Origin of the sequence: Streptomyces sp. NPDC096013 (assembly GCF_044763565.1) — a bacterium.
Lineage (GTDB): Bacteria > Actinomycetota > Actinomycetes > Streptomycetales > Streptomycetaceae > Streptomyces.
Window position 1 is genome coordinate 537178 of the sequence record NZ_JBIWGK010000005.1, and the last position, 20405, is coordinate 557582.

General features: G+C 71.5%; 18 protein-coding genes. 7 read left to right on the top strand and 11 right to left on the bottom strand.

Annotation, left to right across the window (positions count from 1 at the left end; translation table 11 throughout):
* The first annotated feature begins 302 nt into the window (after positions 1-302).
* A complete protein-coding gene (locus ACIRB1_RS20495) occupies positions 303-1259 on the top strand; it encodes an ABC transporter substrate-binding protein (protein WP_403466461.1) in 957 nt (318 codons plus the stop codon).
* Positions 1260-1302: 43 nt separating this feature from the next.
* On the opposite strand, the gene ACIRB1_RS20500 is transcribed toward ACIRB1_RS20495, so the two are convergent.
* The 5 genes from ACIRB1_RS20500 to ACIRB1_RS20520 all read right to left on the bottom strand — a co-directional run bounded on the left by ACIRB1_RS20500 (position 1303) and on the right by ACIRB1_RS20520 (position 6394).
* Positions 1303-1902 carry a GTP-binding protein gene (locus ACIRB1_RS20500; RefSeq protein WP_403466462.1) on the bottom strand — a complete coding sequence of 200 codons (600 nt, stop codon included), beginning with the start codon at positions 1900-1902 and terminating at the stop codon, positions 1303-1305.
* A complete protein-coding gene (locus ACIRB1_RS20505; protein WP_352180158.1) occupies positions 1886-2242 on the bottom strand; it encodes a DUF742 domain-containing protein in 357 nt (118 codons plus the stop codon). Before ACIRB1_RS20505 ends, ACIRB1_RS20500 begins: the two co-directional genes overlap by 17 nt.
* Positions 2239-2667 (bottom strand): roadblock/LC7 domain-containing protein, encoded by a 429-nt coding sequence (locus tag ACIRB1_RS20510; protein WP_033286269.1) that lies wholly within the window; start codon positions 2665-2667, stop codon positions 2239-2241. Before ACIRB1_RS20510 ends, ACIRB1_RS20505 begins: the two co-directional genes overlap by 4 nt.
* Positions 2664-4925: a nitrate- and nitrite sensing domain-containing protein gene (locus ACIRB1_RS20515; RefSeq protein ID WP_403466463.1), complete on the bottom strand. Its 2262-nt coding sequence runs from the start codon at positions 4923-4925 to the stop codon at positions 2664-2666. The genes ACIRB1_RS20510 and ACIRB1_RS20515 overlap by 4 nt, the downstream gene beginning before the upstream one ends.
* Before the next feature lie 305 nt (positions 4926-5230).
* Positions 5231-6394: a DUF5685 family protein gene (locus tag ACIRB1_RS20520; protein WP_403466464.1), complete on the bottom strand. Its 1164-nt coding sequence runs from the start codon at positions 6392-6394 to the stop codon at positions 5231-5233.
* Positions 6395-6726: 332 nt separating this feature from the next.
* On the opposite strand from ACIRB1_RS20520, the gene ACIRB1_RS20525 reads away from it, so the two are divergent.
* The gene (locus ACIRB1_RS20525; protein ID WP_019059292.1) at positions 6727-7167 is read left to right on the top strand and encodes a cell division protein SepF; all 441 of its coding nucleotides are present in this window, start codon (positions 6727-6729) and stop codon (positions 7165-7167) included.
* Between the two features lie 57 nt (positions 7168-7224).
* Here the strand turns inward: ACIRB1_RS20525 and ACIRB1_RS20530 are convergent, their stop codons facing one another.
* Together ACIRB1_RS20530 and ACIRB1_RS20535 are read right to left on the bottom strand one after the other, a co-directional pair.
* Positions 7225-8415, bottom strand: coding sequence for an acyl-CoA dehydrogenase family protein (locus ACIRB1_RS20530; protein WP_403466465.1), 1191 nt, complete (start codon positions 8413-8415; stop codon positions 7225-7227).
* 201 nt (positions 8416-8616) lie between these two features.
* Positions 8617-10218 (bottom strand): MFS transporter, encoded by a 1602-nt coding sequence (locus ACIRB1_RS20535; RefSeq protein WP_403466466.1) that lies wholly within the window; start codon positions 10216-10218, stop codon positions 8617-8619.
* Between the two features lie 262 nt (positions 10219-10480).
* Here ACIRB1_RS20535 and ACIRB1_RS20540 point away from each other — a divergent pair, with 262 nt between their 5' ends.
* Both ACIRB1_RS20540 and ACIRB1_RS20545 read left to right on the top strand, forming a co-directional pair.
* Positions 10481-11707 carry a hypothetical protein gene (locus tag ACIRB1_RS20540; protein ID WP_403466467.1) on the top strand — a complete coding sequence of 409 codons (1227 nt, stop codon included), beginning with the start codon at positions 10481-10483 and terminating at the stop codon, positions 11705-11707.
* A gap of 239 nt (positions 11708-11946) precedes the next feature.
* Complete coding sequence (locus ACIRB1_RS20545) at positions 11947-12981, top strand: phosphatase PAP2 family protein (protein WP_352112452.1); 1035 nt, start codon at positions 11947-11949, stop codon at positions 12979-12981.
* Positions 12982-13079: 98 nt separating this feature from the next.
* Here the strand turns inward: ACIRB1_RS20545 and ACIRB1_RS20550 are convergent, their stop codons facing one another.
* The 4 genes from ACIRB1_RS20550 to ACIRB1_RS20565 form a co-directional block, all read right to left on the bottom strand.
* A complete protein-coding gene (locus tag ACIRB1_RS20550) occupies positions 13080-13295 on the bottom strand; it encodes an I78 family peptidase inhibitor (RefSeq protein ID WP_352180152.1) in 216 nt (71 codons plus the stop codon).
* 261 nt (positions 13296-13556) lie between these two features.
* Entirely contained in the window at positions 13557-14561 is a 1005-nt protein-coding gene (locus tag ACIRB1_RS20555) for a helix-turn-helix transcriptional regulator (protein ID WP_403466468.1), read from the bottom strand.
* Between the two features lie 63 nt (positions 14562-14624).
* A complete protein-coding gene (locus ACIRB1_RS20560; protein WP_403466469.1) occupies positions 14625-15920 on the bottom strand; it encodes an ABC transporter substrate-binding protein in 1296 nt (431 codons plus the stop codon).
* Complete coding sequence (locus tag ACIRB1_RS20565; protein WP_403466470.1) at positions 15889-16443, bottom strand: hypothetical protein; 555 nt, start codon at positions 16441-16443, stop codon at positions 15889-15891. Before ACIRB1_RS20565 ends, ACIRB1_RS20560 begins: the two co-directional genes overlap by 32 nt.
* Positions 16444-16565: 122 nt before the next feature.
* Between ACIRB1_RS20565 and ACIRB1_RS20570 the strand changes: the two genes are divergently transcribed.
* From ACIRB1_RS20570 to ACIRB1_RS20580, 3 genes are read left to right on the top strand one after another with little or no spacing between them, the layout of a single operon-like run.
* Positions 16566-17042, top strand: coding sequence for a hypothetical protein (locus ACIRB1_RS20570; RefSeq protein WP_352180149.1), 477 nt, complete (start codon positions 16566-16568; stop codon positions 17040-17042).
* Complete coding sequence (locus ACIRB1_RS20575) at positions 17042-19720, top strand: ATP-binding cassette domain-containing protein (RefSeq protein ID WP_403466471.1); 2679 nt, start codon at positions 17042-17044, stop codon at positions 19718-19720. The genes ACIRB1_RS20570 and ACIRB1_RS20575 overlap by 1 nt, the downstream gene beginning before the upstream one ends.
* The gene (locus ACIRB1_RS20580) at positions 19717-20352 is read left to right on the top strand and encodes an ATP-binding cassette domain-containing protein (protein ID WP_403466472.1); all 636 of its coding nucleotides are present in this window, start codon (positions 19717-19719) and stop codon (positions 20350-20352) included. Before ACIRB1_RS20575 ends, ACIRB1_RS20580 begins: the two co-directional genes overlap by 4 nt.
* Positions 20353-20405: the final 53 nt, after the last annotated feature.

The window sequence follows — 20405 nt, forward strand, 5'->3', positions numbered from 1 at the left end:
TTCCCCCCGCTGTCAAGGCTGTCCATACTGTGAGCGGTACGTCTCAAGTCAGTTGACGCCCCACCGGATGCCTGTTCCACTTACCCCATGCATCCACAGCAGTGGCTGGTCAAGCGCTCCCACATCGACCTCGGTCGAGTGTGGTCCTCTTCCTGTTGAGCTGACCCACTGCGCGCCCTGATCCCTTGATCGATCGGGCGCTTCTCGCGTTCTCCCCCGCACTTTCTCCGTCGCCTTCACACGCGCACCCCTCACCCTCCCCTCGGGTCCTCTTCACTCTTGCTCTCAGGAGACCGCTCACGATGCGTACGCCCACGCGCTCCCGTTATCGGCATTTTGCGCCTTTTGCCCTGATCACCTCGGCGGCCCTGCTGCTCACGGCCTGCGGCTCCGGCTCGGACGACGCGTCCGGCACCACGGCGAACGCGGCGGCGGCCAAGGCCGACAAGATCCCCACCACGGACGTCGTCTCGGCCATCCCGAAGGACGCGGCGGCGGCGAAGCTGCTCCCGCCCGGCACCACGAGCCTGACCGTCGCGGTGTCCGTCGGCGGCCAACCGCCCGGCACCACCTACCTCGACGACGGCAAGACGCTGACCGGCCAGGACGTCGACTTCGCGGACGCCGTCGCCAAGGTCCTCGGCATCAGGCTCAGGACGGAACAGGCCAGTTTCGAGGCGATCCTGCCCGCCCTGGACAGCGGCAAGTACGACTTCGGCGCCAGCAACTTCGGCGTGACCGACGAACGGCGCAAGACGATCGACTTCGTCACCTACATCAACGACGGCCAGGGCTTCGCCACCCGCTCCGACAGCAAGCTCACCAAGGTCACCGACCTCAAGCAGCTCTGCGGCCTGAACGTCGCGACCGGCGCGGGCACCACCTTCGAGGCCACGCTGGAGGAGAACAAGAAGGTCTGCGCGGACGCCGGCAAGAAGGCGTACAGCGTGCAGACCTACAGCGAGTCCGGCGCGATCTGGTCGTCCCTCCAGCAGGGCCGCAGCGACGTCGTGATGTCCACGATCAACGGCCTGCGCTACGCCGTCGCCCAGCAGACCGGCGTCAAGTTCCTCAACGAGTTCCACCGCCTCGACGTCGGCTTCGCCTTCAAGAAGAACACCAAGCTGGCCCCGGCCTTCCAGGCGGCCGTGAACAAGCTGATCGCCGACGGGACGTACGACAAGATCCTGAAGAAGTGGGGTACGACGGGTTCGGCGATAGCGAAGTCGCAGATCTCGCCGCCGGAACTGAAGAACTAGGCGTGCAGGGGGCCGAGTTCGCGAACCGGCCCCCTGTCCTCCCCTATCGCGACAGGGCGGCCGTACGACGACGCGGTGTGGCCCGGACCCCGATCATCCGGTCCATCAACGCCCCCAGCACATCCCGTACGGAGTCCCGTTCGCGTGCGTCGCACTCCAGCACCGGCACATCCGCGCCCAGCCCCAACGCCTCCCGGACCTCGTCCACATCGAAGCGCTCGGCGCCGTCGAAGCGGTTGACGGCGAGGACGAACGGCGCGCCCTGCGACTCGAAGTAGTCGACCGCCGGGAAGCACTCCTCGATCCGCCGGGTGTCGACGAGGACCACCGTGCCGAGCGCGCCCTCCACCAAGTCGTCCCAGAGGAAGGAAAATCGGTCCTGCCCCGGCGTACCGAACAGATACAGGGAGATCGTCGGGTCGAGGGTGATCCGCCCGAAGTCGAGGGCGACGGTCGTGGTGGTCTTCGCCTCCACACCCACCAACGAGTCGACGCCGACGGAGACTTGGGTGATCGCCGCCTCCGTGTCGAGGGGTTCGATCTCCGAAATGGCCCCGATGAAGGTGGTCTTGCCGACCCCGAGGCCGCCGCTGACCACGATCTTCACGGCCAGCGGCACGATCTTGTCAGAGCGCCCGGACATGGTCCCTGATCCTTTCGAGCATCGGGAGCGGCAGCTCCGCGGGTTGCCGGCAGGCGAGTTGCCCGGCGACGACGAGGTCGGAGATCAGCACCTTGGCCACTCCGAGGGGTACGCCGACCCGGTGCGCCACCTCCGCGACGGTCGTCGGCTGTTCGCACACCGCGACGATGTGGCGCCGCTCGAACACGAGCGACGGATCCGGCACGCCGACGGCGACGACCAGCGTCTCCAGCCGCAGATCGGCCTGGAGGGGCTCGGACCGGCCGCCGGTGATGATGAACGGCCGGACGAACGTCGCGTCCTCGTCAGGTTGTACGTCCCTGGGCTGTTCACCGTTCACCGTGGCAACGCCTGCCGCAGATCGGCGATGAGCGTCGGGGTGAGCAGATCACCCGCCCGCTCCGCGAGCACCGCCATCTCGTAGCCGACCAAGCCCAGTTCACCGCTGCTGTCGGCGAGGACGCCGAGACAGCTGCCGTCCCGGATCGCCGAGACGAGCAGGAAACCGCGGCCCATCTCGATCATGATCAGCTTGACCCCGTCGAAGCTGTACCGCTTGGACGCGCTGCGGGCCAGACTGCTCAACCCCGAGACGATCGCGGCGAGATGGTCGGCCTCGGTGCGGCCGAGCCCGTCCGAGACGGCGATGAGCAGTCCGTCGGAGGAGACGGCGACCGCGTCGCGTACGCCGTCGGTGCTCTTGACGAAGTTGGCGAGCAGCCAGTTGAAGGTCTGGGAGTCGTGCGGGGTGTCGACGGTGGTCACTTGGCGGCACCCTCGTTCGTCTCGGTGTTCTTCGCGGCACTCTTCCCGGACTTCTGCTGCTTCTCCTTCTCGACGCTGATGCCGCCCCGCATGTGGGCGCTGCGCAGGGTGGAGAGCATCCCGGAGACCTGTTCAGGGGACCGTTCCGGGTTGGCCGGCGCGGTGGGAGCGGGTCGGCCGCTCAGGTCGGTCTCGCTCACCGCCGCCGCGATACCGCTGCGCTGGGGCCGCTTGACGAGGCCGTTGCGGGTGCGCGCGGCGGACGAACCGCCCTTGGCGGCGACCGGGGAGGCCACCGCTTCGGCCTCCGGACTCTCCACCTGCTCCGCCTCCGCCTTCCTCGGGGCCGGGACCACCGGTCCCTCCTCGGCCCCCTTCTCCGTCAACAGCCCCGCGGGGATGAGCACTCGGGCGACCACACCGGCCGCCGGTGCCTCGCCGAGGCGTACCTCGATACCGCACTTGCGGGCGAGGGCGCCGACCACGAAGTGGCCCAGGAACCGGGTGGGTTCGGCCATGAAGCTGGCGGTGCCGGACAGCCGTACGTTCGCCTCGGCGAGGGCCTGGGTGTCCATGCCGAAGCCGTGGTCGACGATCGCGACCAGATACCCGGCGCTGGTGCGCCGGCCCTCGATCTCCACGTCGGAGTCCGGCGGCGAGAAGCTCAGCGCGTTCTCCACCAACTCGGCGAGCAGATGGGCGATTTCGACGACGACGGAGCCGGTGACGAACGCGGGCTCGATCCGGCGCAGGGTGACCCGGCGGTACTCCTCGACCTCGGACAGCGCGGCGCGCAGCACGTCGTTGACGGAGAGCGGGGTGGACCAGGGGCGGGGGCTGGACTCTCCGGCGAGCACCAGGAGGCTTTCGGCGTTGCGGCGCATGCGGGTGGCCAGGTGGTCGAGTTCGAAGAGGTTGGCGAGGGTCGCGGGGTCGGCGTCCTCGTGCTCCAGCTTGTTGATGAAGCTGATCTGACGGCGCACCAGGTTCTGGTTGCGACGGCCGAGGCTCACCAGGGAGTCGGTGGCGTTGCGCCGCAACACCGCCTGCTCGGTGGCGAGTTCGAAGGCGGACCGCTGCACCCGGTCGAACGCGTCGGCCACCTCCCGGACTTCGGCCCCCGCCCTGTCGGCGACGGCGAGCGGAGCTGGCGGCTCGGGCGCCGACCCGGCCGACCCGTCCTGTACGGCGGCCACGGCCTGCGGCAGCCGGCTGCCGGCCACCTCCCGTGCCTGCTGGGCGAGTTCGACGAGCGGTGTGGACACGGACCGCACGCAGTCGAGGGCCAGCGCGGCGAGCGCGGCGATCGTGCCGAGGGCGAGCAGCAGGAACAGCAGCAGGTCGCGCTGGGCCGAACCCTCCAGCTGGGCGGCCCTGTTCTCGACGTCGGCGCCGAGGGCGATCTGGACGCTCCGCATCCCGTTGATGGTGGAGGTCATGGAGTCCCACCAGGCCATGGGCGGGATCGAGCTGGACTTCAGCTTCCCGGTGCCGTGCACCGCCTTGCTCTCGTAGGCCAGCGCGCGTTCGGCGTCGGGCGTGGTCAGGGCGGTGTTCAGACGGCGTTCCTGGACGGCGGTCGCCGAGCGCGGGAAGGCGTCGAGGGCGGCGAGGCGTCCGGCGCGGATCTCCATGAAGCGGCTGTAGTCGTCGCCGCGGAACTTCCCTGCGCGCACCGAGCCGAGCACGATGGCGCGCTCCTCGCCGGTGAACTCCTTGGCGTTGCCGAGGACTTGGAGGGACTGGTAGGCGTCGCGCAGCAGGCCGTCGTGGACGTCTTCGAGGCCGAGGTCGAGCCGGTCGAGGACGGTGATCGTGGTGGTGAAGTAGTCGAAGGTGTCCTTCACCACGCCGGAGCCGTCGTCGGCGTCCTTACGGATGCCTGCGAGGCCGTCGAGCCGGCCGAGGGACTCGCGCACCGAACCGGCGGCGGAGTCCTCACGCCCCTCCAGTGCCACGTCCAGCTGCTGGCGGGCGGCGTCGGTCGCCTTGCGCTGCGCTGGCAGCTTGGCGCTGAACTGCCGGACGCCGCCCACGTATCCGGTGGTGAGTCCGCGCTCCTTCTGCAGTTCGTGCACCAGTCCCTGAAGGGTGATCTCCAGGCGGGCGTTGTCGGCGGTCGCGGAGGCGTTGCGATAGGCGGAGATCTGTTCGGCGGCCGCGATACCGAGCAGGACGAGCAGCACCGCGAGGGCGAGGATCAGAATCCTCAGCAGCCTGGTGCGGATGCTGGTGGTCGCTTTTGTTGTGACGTCCACTGAAGTGCCTTAAGTGGGTGGCGAGTTGGGAGGGGAGGCCGAACCTGGGGCAGAAATGGTTCGCCTCCCGCCCAACGACCCGCACAGCACACCGGTCACCGGATCATGTTTTTGTTTTACCGCGCCGAAACATGGACGTCCGCACCCGCAGGTCACCCCTGATCCGGATACGGTTCGTATACAACGGCGGTGACGCGCCGTCACCGCCGTCCGCCACCGACCAAACAGCCGTTGCCCAGCAGACGTTGATCAGCAGACGTTGATCAGCAGGCGTGGATCAACAGCTATGGATCAACAGCCGTGGATCAACAGTCGCAGCACGACAGGCATTCACAGCACTCGCAGCATTCGCAGGCGTCGCAGCACGAGCAGTCGCAGCTGGAGCGGCAGCCCTCGCGCCGCCGCCCCGACCACGGCCCCTCGAACTCGTCGGCACAGCACACCTTGCAGGTGCAGCAGAGCCCGAGGGCGGCGGCGCACCCGGCCCAGAACCCGCGCCGGTCGGGCCGCGGGGGCTCACCGCCGTAGGGATTGCCACCGTGTCGCGGATCGCCCGGCAGGTAAGGAGTCCTCGGCGGCCCGAAGGCGGCTTCGGGTCCGTGTCCGCACGACCGCGTGCCGAAGGCCCGGTCGACCGAGCGGCCCAGTTCGTGCGCGAGGAGCAGATGCGCCAGCTTGCCGTCGGTGAACTCGGTCTCGCGCAGGGCGAGGCGTATCCCGTGCAGCGCGTCGTCGGCGAGGCGGCGGGCCTCGGTGAGCGGGGTGCCGGTCGCGGTGAGCGGGTTCCAGGCACCCGACGCCGCGTCGGCCTCCTTGTCCTGCACGGCGTCCAGGAGATGCGCGAGCCGTCCGAAGAGGCGCCCGGCCTCGGCGAGGGGCGCGGCGTTGGCGGGCCGTCCGGCCAGGATCGCGGTGTGCGCGAACGCGGCGGCGGTGGCGGTCTCGGTCGGTTCGGTGACGGTCAGGATCGGTGTTCCGGGGCCGGCCAGGGACTCGATGCCGAACTGCCGTTCCACGGCGTCCACGAGTACGGCGGCGTCGAACCCGATGTCGGCGCCGGTCCGCGCCCCGGCCCGCCCCCAGCTTGCGGCGACCCGCCGCGCGGCCGGCGCCACCGGCCGGCGGGCCAGCAGCCCGTCCCCGTCGGCAACATGGTCGCGCACCTTGGCGGAGGCGAGCACCAGCGAGACGGCCGCCGCGAGCCGCGCCCCCTCGCCCTGGGCGACGGACGCGGTCCGCATCCCGCGCAACGGGCAGGGCCCGGCCGTACGCCGCAGGCCGCCGCCCGCCGGCTCGGCCTGAGCCTCCGTCAACACCGAGAGGATCAGGCCGTCGTAGTTGGTGACGACTCTCGCGAGCTGACCGTGATCTCCGCGCAGTGCGAGACACAGCCCGCACAAATGCGCCATCCATTGCGTCTTGAGGCTCTCACCGAGCCGATGTGAGCAGGGCCGGACCATTCCGAACACGACAACCCCCCGTGGCGTGAACGACAACTGACTGGGCATCCGAAGATCGATAGGGCACTGACAGGGCGTTGAGCAGACGCTTCACTTCGACCACTCCGTTCACCCGTACGCACCAGCCGTCACCCGGTCGCCGTGAAGAATCATATTTCACTCTCAGTCAGCAGCCGTATCAAGCAACACCCTTGATACACGGGGGCCCTCGACGTATTGGCTGTGCACCAGTAGCGTCACAAACCCCCCGCGCGGCGTCTATCCACTTGGCGCGCGATCCGCATCATGGATGACCATAGGGATGCGGAAAGCAAGAAAGACCGCTGTGAGAGGAGGCGTCCATGGGATCGGTACGCAAGGCGAGTGCCTGGCTTGGGCTCGTTGACGACAACGATGACGAGCGCTACTACGACGACGACTACTCCGAAGGGACCGAGCAGCCCGGGGATGCCTGGGTCACGGATCCGCGGGTGAAGGTGGCCGAGGATGTCGCCGAGGTGAAGGGCCGCCGGATCGGCACCGTCACCCCGGACAGCTTCCGCGACGCCCGCGCCATCGGTGAGCTGTTCCGGGAAGGTGTCCCGGTGATCGTGAACCTCACGGCGATGGAGGCGACCGACGCCAAGCGCGTGGTCGACTTCGCGGCCGGCCTCACCTTCGGCCTGCGCGGCACCATCGAGCGGGTCGCGAACCGTGTCTTCCTGCTGACCCCCGCCAACACGGAGATCGTCAGCGGCGACCCCGCCGTGCGCCGTGAGGACGGGTTCTTCAACCAGAGCTGAGGCAGGGCCGCTCATCGGCCCTGCCTTCCGCAGGGTTGTACGGAACGTCGGGTCTTCCTAGCGGAAGGCGTCGAGTCCGGTGAGCGCCTTGCCCAGCACGAGCTGGTGCATCTCGACGGTGCCCTCGTAGGTGAGCACCGACTCCAGGTTCGTCGCGTGCCGCATCACGGGGTACTCCAGCGAGATCCCGTTGGCACCGAGGATCGTCCGTGCCGTACGGCAGATCTCGATGGCCTCCCGTACGTTGTTCAGCTTGCCGAAGCTGACCTGCTCGGGACGCAGGCGCCCGGCGTCCATGCGCCGCCCCAGATGGTGGGCGAGCAGAATCCCCTTGTGCAGCTCGACCGCCATGTCGGCGAGCTTGGCCTGGGTGAGCTGGAAGCCGCCGATCGGCCGCCCGAACTGCTCCCGGGTCTTCGCGTACTCCACGGCGGACTCGAAGGAAGCGCGCGCCGCGCCCATCGCACCCCACACGATTCCGTAACGAGCGTGCGACAGACAGCTGAGCGGACCCTTCAGTCCTACGACCTCCGGCAGCACGGCGTCGGCCGGCAACCGCACGTCGTCGAGGACGAGTTCGCTGGTGACGGATGCGCGGAGTGACCACTTGTGCTTGATCTCGGGCGCCGAGAAGCCACTGCTGTCGGTCGGTACGACGAAGCCGCGGATGCCTTCATCGGTCGCCGCCCATACGACGGCGACGCCGGCGACCGACCCGTTGGTGATCCACATCTTCCGCCCGTTGAGGACCCAGTCGCCGGCGTCGCGCTTGGCGTAGGTGCGCATGGCGGCGGGGTCGGAGCCGTGGTCGGGTTCGGTGAGGCCGAAGCAGCCGATGACGTCGCCGGAGGCCATGCGGGGCAGCCAGGTCTGCTTCTGCTCCTCGCTGCCGAAGCGGTGGATGGCGTACATCGCGAGGGAGCCCTGTACCGACACGAGGGATCTGATGCCGGAGTCCGCCGCCTCCAACTCCAGGCAAGCGAGGCCGTACTGGACGGCGGAGGCGCCGGCGCAGCCGTATCCGTCGAGCGACATGCCGAGGGCGCCGATGCCGCCGAGTTCCCTGGCGAGGTCCCTGATGCCGGGCAGCTCCCCCTTCTCGTACCACTCGGCGACGTACGGCAGCACCCTGTCGGCGGCCCAGGTCCTGACCGTGTCCCGGATCGCGAGGTCCTCCGGGTCCAGGAGGTCGTCGAGGCCGAGGGGGTCGGTGGGGTCGAAGGGGGGCAGCTTCGGGGACGCAGCCATGACAGGGCCTCCGGCGGTTATAACTATCAGCGCTAGTTATGGGGACGGGTCGACGTTACCCCACGGCTTTCCCCACGCGCCCGCTCGTGCGGGGGTGCTGGGAGGTGGACGCCGCTTGTGGGGGTACGTCGGCGTCGGCGGCTGCGGGTGCGTTCACCACCATCCGCGTCCAGCGTTCAGGCCTCCGCAGCAAGGGGTCGGTCAGGCTGAGACGCGGGGCTGTGCTGCTTCCCTGGGGGCCGGGACCGCCGCGAGGGAGGCCTCGCACTGCATGATCCGGGGGAGGCGCAGCGCCATCACCGCGCCCAGCAACAGCAGCGCCGCGCTCACCAGGAGCGTGACGTGGAGGCCGTGGATGAAGGCGTGCCGCGCCGCGTCGCGCAGGGCGGCGCCACGGGCCCCGCCGAGCCGCCCGGCCACGTCGTACGCCTCCCCCAGCGAATGCCCCGCGGACGTCGCCGCGGACGCCGGTACGCCGGGAACGGAGGACAGCCCGGGCGCGTAGGCCGCGTTCATGACGCTGCCGAGGAGCGCGATGCCGATGCCGGCGCCGAGCTGGTAGGACGTCTCGCCGATCGCCGCCGCGCCGCCCGCCTGGGCCGGCGGCGCCTCGCTCAGCATCGACTCGTACGCCCCGAAGAGCGTCATCTCCAGACCGAACCCGAGCAGCAGGAACCCGAAGAGCAGCAGCCCCGTGTTGTCCCGCTCGCCCATCACGGTCAGCGTCAGCACCGAGAACGCGGTCAGACAGAACCCGAAACACACCATCCGGCGCGGGCCGAACCGGTGCAGCATCCGCGCCCCGAACAGCCCCGCCGCCATCGCCGCGAACGTCAGCGGCAGCAGTCGTAGACCCGTCTGGAGGGGCGACAGGCCGAGCACCAGCTGGAGGTACTGCGCCGCGATCAGCTCCAGGCCGACCAGGGCCAGCATCGCCAGCACAATGCAGCCCACCGATGTGCTGAACGCCGGCCTGCGGAACATCTTCAGGTCCACCAGCGGATGCGTACGGCGCCGTTGCCGTCGTACGAAGAGAACCAGCAGCACCGCGCCCACGAGCAGCGGGGCCACCGTCCACGCGCTCTGCACGGGCTCCCCGCCGCCGAGCCGCTTCACGCCGAAGACGACGCCGAAGAGGCCGCCCGCGGCCATGAGCGCGCCGACGACGTCCCAGGGGCCGTCGCGGTCGCCGCGGGACTCGGGGAGCAGGAGCCGGCCGATCGGCAGGCTGATCAGCATCAGGGGGATGTTGACGAGGAAGACCGAGCCCCACCAGAAGTGTTCGAGCAGGAAGCCGCCGAGCAGGGGGCCCACCGCCGCGCCCACCGCCGCCACCGCGCTCCACACGCCGATCGCCACCGCGCGCTCGCGGCGGTCGGGGAAGACCTGGCGGAGGATCGACAGCGTGGCCGGCATGATCATCGCGCCGCCGACGCCGAGCAGCGCCCGCGCGAGGATCAGCACCTGGGCGTCGTGGGCGAGGGCGGCGAGGCCGGAGGCGACGCCGAAGAGGCCGTAGCCGAGGAGCAGGATGCGTCTGCGGCCCACCCGGTCGCCGAGCGTGCCGAAGAGGATGAGGAGCGAGGCGCAGACCAGCGGATAGACGTCGACGATCCAGAGCAGCTCTATCGCGCCGGGTTTGAGGTCCTCGGTGACGGCGGGCACCGCGACATGCAGCACGGTGGCGTCGAGCGCGACGAGGAGCAGGCTGACGCAGAGGACGACGAGGACGACCCAGCGGTTGGCACCGGCCCCGGCCGCCCGACGGCGCAGCGCTGCGGCGGCCGTGGTCGTCCCGGACATGTACTACCTCCCAGATGTTCCCTCGCGTTCGGCGGGGCTCACGGGGTGGGGACTCCCCGTGACTGCGGCCGGTGAGGAGCGGTGTCTCCGGCCCCGCGCAACGAAGGCGAGTGAGCCGTCAGCGTACGCGAGTTCACGCCAGGACCACGTGGCGGACCTCTCACACTCCCCGGAGAACACGTGTGGCGTACACCACTCGCCCTTCCGTGGACCACGCCCCCGCCCGGTCCGCCGGTTCCGGGGTCCCTCGATAATCGGGTCCGTGACCGATCTTGCAGCACCTCTGCGCCGGGCGGCCCCGGCCCTCCTCGGGTACGCCGCCGTCCGCACCCTGGGCCTGGTGGTGCTCGCGGTGTGGAGCGCCGCGCGCGGCAAGAGCGCGTACACCCTGCTGACGGCCCGCTGGGACGCGCTCTGGTACACCCGCGTCGCCGACCTGGGCTACGGCTACGAGGTCCGCCTCCCGAACGGCGACGTCCACTCGAACCTCGCCTTCTTCCCGCTGCTGCCCTGGCTGGAAAGGGCCCTGCACGCGGTGTCCCCGCTGTCGTACGCCGACGGCGGTTTCGTGGTGAGCCTGCTCGCCTCGCTCGCGGCGGCCTGGGGGATCTTCGCGGTCGCGGAGCACGTGTACGGCCGCAGGGCCGGGGTGTGCGCCGTCCTGCTGTGGGCCGTGCTGCCGGTGGGGATCGTGCAGTCGATGGCGTACAGCGAGTCGCTGTTCACCGCGCTCGCCGCGTGGTCCCTGTACGCCGTCCTGACCGGCCGCCGGCTGACGGCGGGCACGCTGGCGCTGCTGGCCGGGCTGACCCGGCCCGTGGGGCTCGCGGTGGTGGCGGCGGTGTGGGTCGCGGGCATCGCGTCGTTCACCGGATTCGGCTCGCGCGCGGACTCGCGCGCGGAGAGGTCCACGGCCGTCACCCCTGCCGCCGCCGCGGCCGTCCCCTCTTTCGTGCGGGACCGCAGCGCGGCGCCCGCACCCGGCGCGCGGGACTGGCGGTGCGCCCTCGGGATGCTGATCGCGCCCCTGGGCGCCGCCGGGTACGTGCTGTGGGTCGGGCATCGCACCGGCAAGGGTCCGCTGGGCTATCTCGACGTGCAGGCGGGCTGGCGGAACGGTTTCGACGGGGGCGCGGCCTTCGCCCGTTTCGTGGGCGAGAAGTTCACGTCGTTCCCTTCGGCGCTCGCCGGGGTGGGGCTGATCGTCGGGGTCGGCCTGGTGCTCTGGCTGTACGTCGTGGGCGTCCGGCAGGGCCAGCCGCTGCCACTCCTGGTGTACACCGGGGTCGTGACCGCGCTCGCGCTGTGCGCGTCGAGCTACTTCGGCTCGAAACCGCGCCTGCTGATGCCCGCTTTCCCCCTGTTGTTCCCCCTCGCGCTCGCCCTGGCGCGGCTGCGTACGTCCAGGTCAGCGTGGGTGACGGGCGGTGTCGCGGTGGCGTCGGCGGTGTACGGCGCGTTCTGGCTGAACGGCTCCGGTCCACCATGATCGACCGGGGTACGGTCGATGAGCGCCCGGCCAATTCCACCCCAGCATTCGGTGAACTAATTCATAAGGGCCATAAAACTCGACCCCGACATGATCAAAGGAATTGAAGGACGGAGCCGTCCGGGATTGCGGAATCCTCGGAAATAAACCTGCTCCTGAGAGCTTTCCCACATCACATCGTCATCACAAAGCCGCTGATTCGACGGGGATCCACACTCACTCGCTGTAACGTCGATTGGGTGCGTACCGAACGAAACCTCACCCGTCTGGACCGGGTGTTCGCGAGGCTGGACCGTGAACCTGAACGGCCGGCCCACATCGATGTGCCGAAGATGAGCCGGCACAGGGTCGTGCTGTTCGCGGCGACCCTGGCCTTCTATCTGGCGATCGTGTGGCTCGTCGTGACCACGTCCTGGCTGGTCCGGTTCGACTGGCAGGTCATGTTCTTCCGGCCGTACCAGCAGTGGGCGGGCATCCACTGGTTCGTGGACTACTACGTGGTCCTCGGCCAGCGCGGCCCGACCGCGGTGATGGTCGCGGCCTGGCTGGGCTGGCGCTCGTGGCGGCAGCACACCCTGCGCCCGCTGCTGACCCTGGGCACCTCGCTGCTGCTGCTGAACATCACGGTCGGCGCGGCCAAGCTCGGCATGGGCCGCCTCGGCCCGCACTACGCGACCGTCATCGGCTCGAACGAGATGGGTCTCGGCGGCGATATATTTCCCAGCGGCCACACCGCCAACGCGGTCGTGACCTGGGGAATCCTGGCGTATCTGGCCTCCACTCCGGCCACCCGCCGCTGGCTGTCCGCCGCGTCCGCGGTGACCTCGCTCGGCGTCGGTCTCGCCACGGTCTACCTGGGCACGCACTGGCTGAGCGACGTGCTGCTGGGTTGGGCCGCCGGTCTGCTGATCCTGCTCGCCCTGCCGTGGTGCGAGCCGCTGATCGCCCTGGCCGAGACCCGGATCTTCGACCTGCGCGACCGCTGGCGCGCCCGCAGCGGCCGTACGGCACCCGCTCCGGCGCCCGCGTCCCCGGTCACCGCGCCCGTGCTGCTCAAGCCCCGCGCCTCCTCGGGCGAGGAGGTCCCGGCGGCCCGCGAGACGGTCGGCGCGAGCCGTTCGGCGCGGCCGGCGGCCCATCTCGCCCCGGGTCCGCACACGACCCGCTCGGAGCGCACCCCGGTCACCCCGATCGGCAGCCGCCGCCCGCCGCACCCCGACCGGGTGGCGCGCGGCACCAGCACGGCCACGGCCCGCCCGGCGACGGGCGGCTGACCCCACCGAGCCGCGGGGCCGGTACGCACACTCCCGCCCCGCATCACGAAGGCCCCGGTTCCTCCAGCGGAACCGGGGCCTTCGGCGGAGATCCGCGCTCAGCCCTTCCAGGCGCGCGCCACGGTGCCGTCCTTGACCTCGAAGTTGAGCCGTCCGGCGCGGAACTCCATGGTGATGATCGCCCCCGGCGGCAGCGACCGCACGGTCGGCCACCCGCGCTCGCGCGCGAGCCGCTCGGCCTCTGCCGCGTCGAGGCCGACATAGCTGTTCGGGCTGTCCTGGGGCTCTGCCGGTGGAGTCGGAATGGATGCCATGCCCGCCACGCTAGCCGTCTCCCGCTCTCTCCGTCCCTCTCCGGTCACACTTCTGTCACAGGATCAGGACGTGTGTTTTGTTCGCCCTCCCTCGCGCGTATGAGCGGTTCCGCACGTCTTCCGCAGGCATTCGAACGTAATTCCCGCCTGTCGGCCCGGCAGGTCGAATAGCCCGGCGGAAAGTGCCATGAGATCCGGCCGCGCGTCCCATTCCATTCCGATTCCGTGGGGTACGGCGGGAGCTGACGCAGCATAAGAGTTTCACTGTTCCGCCACAGAATCGCCCTCGGCTCGCGGGCCCTGCTCCCGGTCCAGCGCACGGGACAGCCGGTCCCTGGCCGTCCTGATCCTCTCGGTCAGCCCGGCCGGTTCAAGGACCTCGAACTCGAAGCCCGTCATCATCACGTGGATCACCATCAGGTCGAGGTTCGGGGCCCCGGTCCGCAGCAGACAGGCGTCCGGTCCGTCGGCCTCCAGCGTCCCGGCGGACGGTGAGATCCGTCCGGCCGCCTCCTGGAGGGGCACCAGCAGCCGGACCAGGGCGTGCGCGGCGTACGCGCGCGTGGAGATGCCCTTCGAGACGTGCACGGCGAGGTCCTCGGCCGGGGGCTCGCGCGGGGTGAAGCGCGGCCCGTGCGGCGGTCTGGGGGTGATGCGGTCGACGCGGAAGGTGCGCCAGTCCGCGCGCTCCAGGTCCCAGGCGACCAGGTACCAGCGCCGCTCGGTGCAGACCAGGCGGTGCGGTTCGACGCTGCGGCGGGTGGGCGTGCCGTCGTGGCTCTCGTAGTCGAAGCGCAGCCGCTCCGCGTCCCGGCACAGCGCGGCCAGCTCGGTCAGCACGGCCGGGTCGACGGCGGAGGGCAGCGCGTTGTGCAGCATCGGCACGGTGAACGCGTTGAGAGCGCCCACCCTGCGGCGCAACCGGCTCGGCAGCACCTGTTCGAGCTTGGTGAGGGCGCGTACGGAGGTCTCGCCGATGCCCTCGATGCCCTGCCCCGCGGCGGTGCGCAGCCCGACCGCCACGGCGACCGCCTCGTCGTCGTCCAACAGCAGCGGCGGCAACTCGGCGCCCGCGCCCAGCTGGTAGCCGCCCCCGGTGCCGGGGCTGGCGTTGACCGGGTACCCCAGCTCGCGCAGCCGGTCCACGTCCCGGCGGACGGTCCGCGCGGTGACCCCGAGCCGGTCGGCCAGGTCGGCGCCGGACCACTCGCGGTGGGCCTGGAGCAGCGAGAGCAGGCGCAGGAGTCGTGCCGAGGTCTCCAACATGGTCGAAGTCTCCAACAAGGACGTCCGGTGTCGAGGGCGCCCTGGTGATGACGGCGATCCGGGTCAGGGGCTGTAGGGCAGTTGCGGCACCTCGAAACACGTGCGGTTCATGTCCCCCTGCGGGACCCACCCTCTGCCGTCCTGCCAGCGGGCCACCGACAGACACGTCCTGCGTGTCCGCGGCGGTGCGGCGAGCCGCTCGAAGGAGACGGGAACCAGCAGGCCGTCGGCGGTGTAGTGCTCGCTCCGGTCCATGAACCCGTCGACGCACGCGCGCGTGACGCCCGTTCGCGCACACGACCTCGCCGCGTCCGTGAACCACATCGCCGCCGCCCACCCCTCCAGCTGCCACTGGGAGTGCGTCTTCAGCCCCTTCGTCGCGTCCCGGAAGTCCCGGACGGCGGGCTGGGAGGTGTCGTCGACGTCGCGGCTGGAGCCGGTCGCCCAGAGGGCGTTGCGGCAGCGCGGAGAGTTTCTGTAGTCCTCCGGGACGGTGGACGTCCAGTTCTGTACGTTCGTCACCTTGGCGACGACGTTCGCGCCGACCTCGTCCATCGCCCGGCACAGCTGGGCGTTTCCGTGGGTGTCGATGGCGTCGAAGACCAGGTCGGCGCCCTGTTGCTTCAAGTCAGCCGCCGCGGCACGGAAGTTGGGCAGCGCGAAGTCGACCTGTTCGGTGACGACCTTGTACCCCTCGGCCTTCAGCCCCTGCTCGACGAGCCCGGCGTAGGCGGCGGACGCGGCCTGGTTGTACGACACGACGGCGGCGGTACGGGCGCCCTGCTCGCGCCTGAAGTACCGGTACACCTCGGTGCCGCCGTACAGCCGCCCGCCCCAGCCCGGTGTCCCGGCGCGGGGCGCGAGGCTGCCGTAGATGCCGTAGAGGTGCGGGTAGGTGTCGTAGGCGGCGCCGATGGGCTGACCGCCGATGTCGGGCACGCGCGCGTGGGAGACGCGGGAGGCGCCCGCGTAGTCGAGGGCGGTGGTGGCGACCAGGGCGACGACCTTGTCCTCGTCGATCAGCCGGTGCACGCACGCGTTGTTGCCGACACCGCTGCCGCCGTCGTCGCACAGCCGCACCTCGACCGGGTGGCCGTCGATGCCCCCGCGCGCGTCGAGGCGGTCGAAGTACGCCTTGGCGCCGTCGCGGGGGCCGGTGAAGGTGTCGCCGCCGACCGGGCTGGTCGCGCTGGTGATGATGCCGACCCGGATCGGAGCGCCGCCGGCGGGCGTGGGCGTACGGCTGTCGCCGTGGTCGAAGTCGCTCTCCGGGAGGCGGCTGCCGCAGGCCGCGCTCCCCAGGAGCAGCAGGACCGCGGCAGCGGCCTCAGCAGCCCGAACCCGGCGACTGCGAGGCATCGCCGCTCAACGCCACCAGCGCGCAGAGGGTGTTGACGGACACCTTCCAGGTGCCGCCCTGCCGAACGCTCGTCCCGGAGGCGTTCGGGAGGGCGGTGGCGCCGTTCAGGGTGAGGCTGTAGGTCACGGTCGCCTGGGTCGCGGAGGTGAACTCGACCTTCTGGACGTCCGCCTGGACCTGTCCGCCGCGTTTGTCGCCGCCGAAGGCCTTGAGAACCGAGCCCATCTTGTCGCCGTTCTCCAGGACGGCCTGTTTGTCCGCACTGGAGCTGGCCGGGTCGAAGAACTTCTTCCAGTTGGCCTTGATCTGGGTCGTCGCGGCGGCCGGGTCGGCGGGCGCGGTCGCCGGTGCGCCGGTCGTCCGCTCGACGGACGGCGTGGGCGGCGGCGCGCTGCTCCCGCCGCCGCTGTCGTCGCCGCAGGCCGCGAGTGCCGGGCCGAGCACGAGGACCATGGCCGCCGTGACTACCGTGCCCCGCACGCGCCGTGTGTTCCTTCGCCTGAGGTCGCTCCCGAGAACCATGTGGCTCACCGCCGGGTGTCGTTCCGGGCCGTGCTCGCCCGGTGTTTTCAGGTCAGGTGTCAGAAGGCATAGTGCAAGCCATTGGCTGGCATGGACAGACACATGACATGTGGGAGCCGGAAATGCGGACACCCCGACTGCGGACCGTGCACCCCGCCCTGTGGGCCGGCTGGACCGCGCTCGCCGCGGGCGCCGTCCTGTGCGTGCTCGGCTGGTACGGCGTCTCCGGCGAGCGCTACGCGGAACGCCAGCTCCCCTACCTGGCCTCCTGCACGATCCCCGGCGCCGCCCTGCTCGTCGCCGCCGCGATCCTGCTCGCCCACGGCCGCTCCGCCCTCGCGGCGGCCCGCGTGGAGGAGCTGTACGGACTTCTCGTGGCCGCCGGACCCGCCGACGCCGAGGAGTCCGCGCGGGCCGCCGTCGCACCCCTGGCGGTCAGCGGGGACCTGCTGATGGTGCCGGGCGGCACGCTGTGGCATCGCGCGGACTGCCCGTTGGTCGCCGGGAAGCCGGAGGCGGTGCCGGTGGACGCGAAGCTCGTGGCGAACGGCGAGTTGAGCCCCTGCCCGATCTGCGAGCCCGCCGAAGCCGACGACTGATGTCGTCCTTCACCTACGACCTCACCCTCGCCGGCCTCTCCGTCGGCAGCGCCGCCGCGCTCACCGGGATCGGCCTGATCGTGACCTTCCGCGCGACCGGCGTCCTCAACTTCGCGCACGGCGCGATCGCGATGGTGTGCGCGTACGTGCTGCGGCAGTGCGTGGTCGGGTGGGGCTGGCCGCTGTGGCTGGGCGCGGTGGTGACCCTGCTGTTCCTGGCGCCCGGCATCGGGGTGGCGCTGGAACGGTTCGTCTTCCGGCCGTCGGCGGTCCTGGGCGGCGATCCGGCGCAGACCCTGGTCGCGTCCATCGGGGTCTTCGTGCTGCTGGTCGGCGGGGCCGCGCTGGTGTGGGGGCAGGGGGCGCGGGACGACGCGCCGGAGCTGGTGCCGGCCGATCCCTGGGGGCAGTTGGCGGTGGTGCTCGTGCTGGCCGCCGGAGTCGGGGCGGTGATCCGCTGGACGCGGTTCGGGCGAGAGCTGCGGGCCGTCGTGGACGATCGCCGGCTCGCCGTCCTGGGTGGGGTGGACGCCGACCGGGTGGCCGCCGCGGGCTGGGCGTTCGGGTCGTTCACGGCGGGGCTGACGGGTGTGCTCCTCGCGCCGTCGGTGCGCCTGGACCCGTACGGTCTGCCGCTGCTCGTCATGGAGGTGATGGCCGTCGCGGTGGCGGCGCGGATGCGGAGTCTGCCGGTCGCGGTGGTGGCGGCGCTGGGCGTCGGGGTCGGGCAGAGCCAGTTGACGCGGTTCCATCTGCCGGGCGGGGAGGGCCGGTTGACGCAGGCGGTGGGCGCGAACCTGTTCGTGGCCGCCCTGCTGGTCGCGGCACTGGTGCTGCCCGGTGTCGGCACGAAGGACGCCCTCCCGCGCACGGCGACGGCCCGGGTCGCGACGCCTCCCGGCGCCTGGATCGTGGCCGGGGTGCTGTTCCTCCTCCCGCTGGGTTTCGCGGGCTCGGACCTGCACACCTCGGTCCAGGTTCCGGCGCTGGGCGTGGTGTTGCTGTCGCTGGTGGTGGTCACCGGGCGCGGCGGGCAGCTCTCGCTGGGGCAGGCGGCGTACGCGGGCCTGGGTGCCCTGTTCACCGCGCTGCTGGCGGCGGGCCGCTTCCCGGGACTCCCCCGCGTCCCGGAGCTGGCCGCGCTCGCCCTCGCCGTCCTCCTGGTCGCCCCCCTGGGCCTGCTGACGGGCTGGCCCGCGATAAGCCGCCACGGCCTGGCCCTCGCCCTCGCGACCTTCGCGGTCGGCGTCGGGGTCAGCCGCTTCGTCTTCGCCCAGCCGTACGCCACCTCGGGCCTGTCGCCGGCCCGCCCGTCCGGCTTCGACGGCGACCGCGCCTATTACGTCCTCGAACTCGCCTTGCTGGCAGGTGCGTTGCTGGCGGTCCACGCCCTGCGCCGGGGCCGCACGGGCCGCGCCCTCGCCGCCCTGCGCGACCACGAACAGGGCGCGTCGGCGGCGGGCGTCCAGGTCCCGTCCCTGAAACTCCTCGCCTTCGTCGCGGGCGCCGCGCTGGCCGCCCTGGGCGGCGGCATGCTCGGCATGGGCGTGCGCGCCTTCGACCCCTCGGCCTACGACCCCGTGCGCGGCCTGCTGTGGTTCGCCGCGGTGGTCGTGCTGGGCGCCGACAGCACCCTCGGTGCCCTGGCCGCCGCGGCTCTGCTGGTCGGGCTGGACGCGGGGGCGCGGGGCGGGGTGGCGGCGGCACTGGTCGGGGTGGCGGCGGTGTGCGTGGGCCGGTTTCCCGGCGGGCCGTACGAGGCGGTGCGCGCCGCGGCGGAGCGGCTGCGGCCGCGACGGACGGTACGGCTCACGGAGTTGGGGACGGGCGTGCGGAGGAAACTGCGGGCCGCGGAGGTCCGCGCGGGCTCAACGCCGGCTGTCACGGCGGGTGTTGCGCACAGGCCCGCGATCGTCCCCCATCCAACGCCCCGGCCTCGCGCGGTCCGCCCCCTCACTCCCCCCGTCCTCACCGCCCATGCCCTGTACGCCCGTTACGGCGGCTTCACCGCGCTCGACGGAGTCGATCTCGTCGTGCGGGCCGGTCAGGTCACCGCCGTCGTCGGTCCCAACGGGGCGGGAAAGAGCACCCTGTTCCACTGTCTGGCCGGGACCGTGCGGCCCATGCGGGGGCGGGTCGGGCTCGACGGGCGGGACATCACGCGGCTGGCCGCGCATGCGCGCACCCGGCTCGGGATCGCCCGGACCTTCCAACAGCTCGCCGTGTTCCCCTCGTTGACCGTCGCCGAGAACGTCCGGGTCGGCGCCGAGCAGGGGCGGGTCGCCGAACCGGGCGCCGTGGAGCGGGCGTTGCGGCTGTTCGGGCTGGACGGGGACATACGGTCGCTGCCCGCCGCCGGACTGCCCACGGGGACGCTGCGCCGGGTCGAACTGGCGCGGGCGTTCGCCGGCGGCCCGCGCGTCCTGCTGCTCGACGAGCCCGCCGCCGGACTCGACACCGACGAAGTGGCATCCCTGACCCAGGTGTTGAGGGCGCTGGCAGCGGAGGGCACCGCCCTGCTCGTCGTCGAGCACGATCTCGATCTGGTGGCCGGCCTCGCGGACGTGGTCCATGTGATGACGGTGGGCCGGATCGTCGCCTCCGGCCCACCGGATCGCGTCCTGGAAGCGCACGACGCCCCCAACACCGCCGAGGGCGCCCGGGAGTTCCCCGCATGACCATCTCCCTGCGCCACGCCCGCGTCCGCTACGGCCCTCTCGAAGCCCTGCACGGCGTCACCCTCGCCGCCCCGACGCGCGGGCTCACCGTCCTGCTGGGCCGCAACGGCTCCGGCCGTACGACCGTGCTGCGGGCGCTCGCCGGTACGGTCGCCCTGTCGGGCGGCGCGGTGGTGTGGGACGGCGCCGAGGTGACCCGTGTGCCCGCGTACGAACGGGCCCGCCGGGGGCTGTGTCTGGTGCCGGAGCGGCGGGCCGTGTTCGGGTCGCTCACCGTGCGCGAGAACCTCGAACTCGCCGCGCGGGACTGCTCCGTGGCCCTCGACGCGTACCCGCAGCTGGGCCCGCTGCTCCCCCGCCGGGCGGGCACGCTCTCCGGCGGCGAGCAGCGGATGCTGGCGCTGTCGCGGGCGCTGCTGGCTCGCGCGCGTGTGGTGCTCGTGGACGAGCTGGCGCAGGGCATGTCGCCGGCGGTCGCGGCGCACACGTACGAGCTGCTGGCCGGGCTGGACGCGTGTGTGGTCGTGGCCGAGCAGCGGCTGCCGCCCGTGCTGCGCGGCCGGGGCGCCCTGGTGTACGAACTGCGGCGCGGGGAGGTCGTGTTCGGCGGCGAGGCGGCCGAACGGGAGTGACGCGCGCCCCCGCCCGGTCGAGGGACCGGACGGGGGCGGGGCGGGCGGGGCGG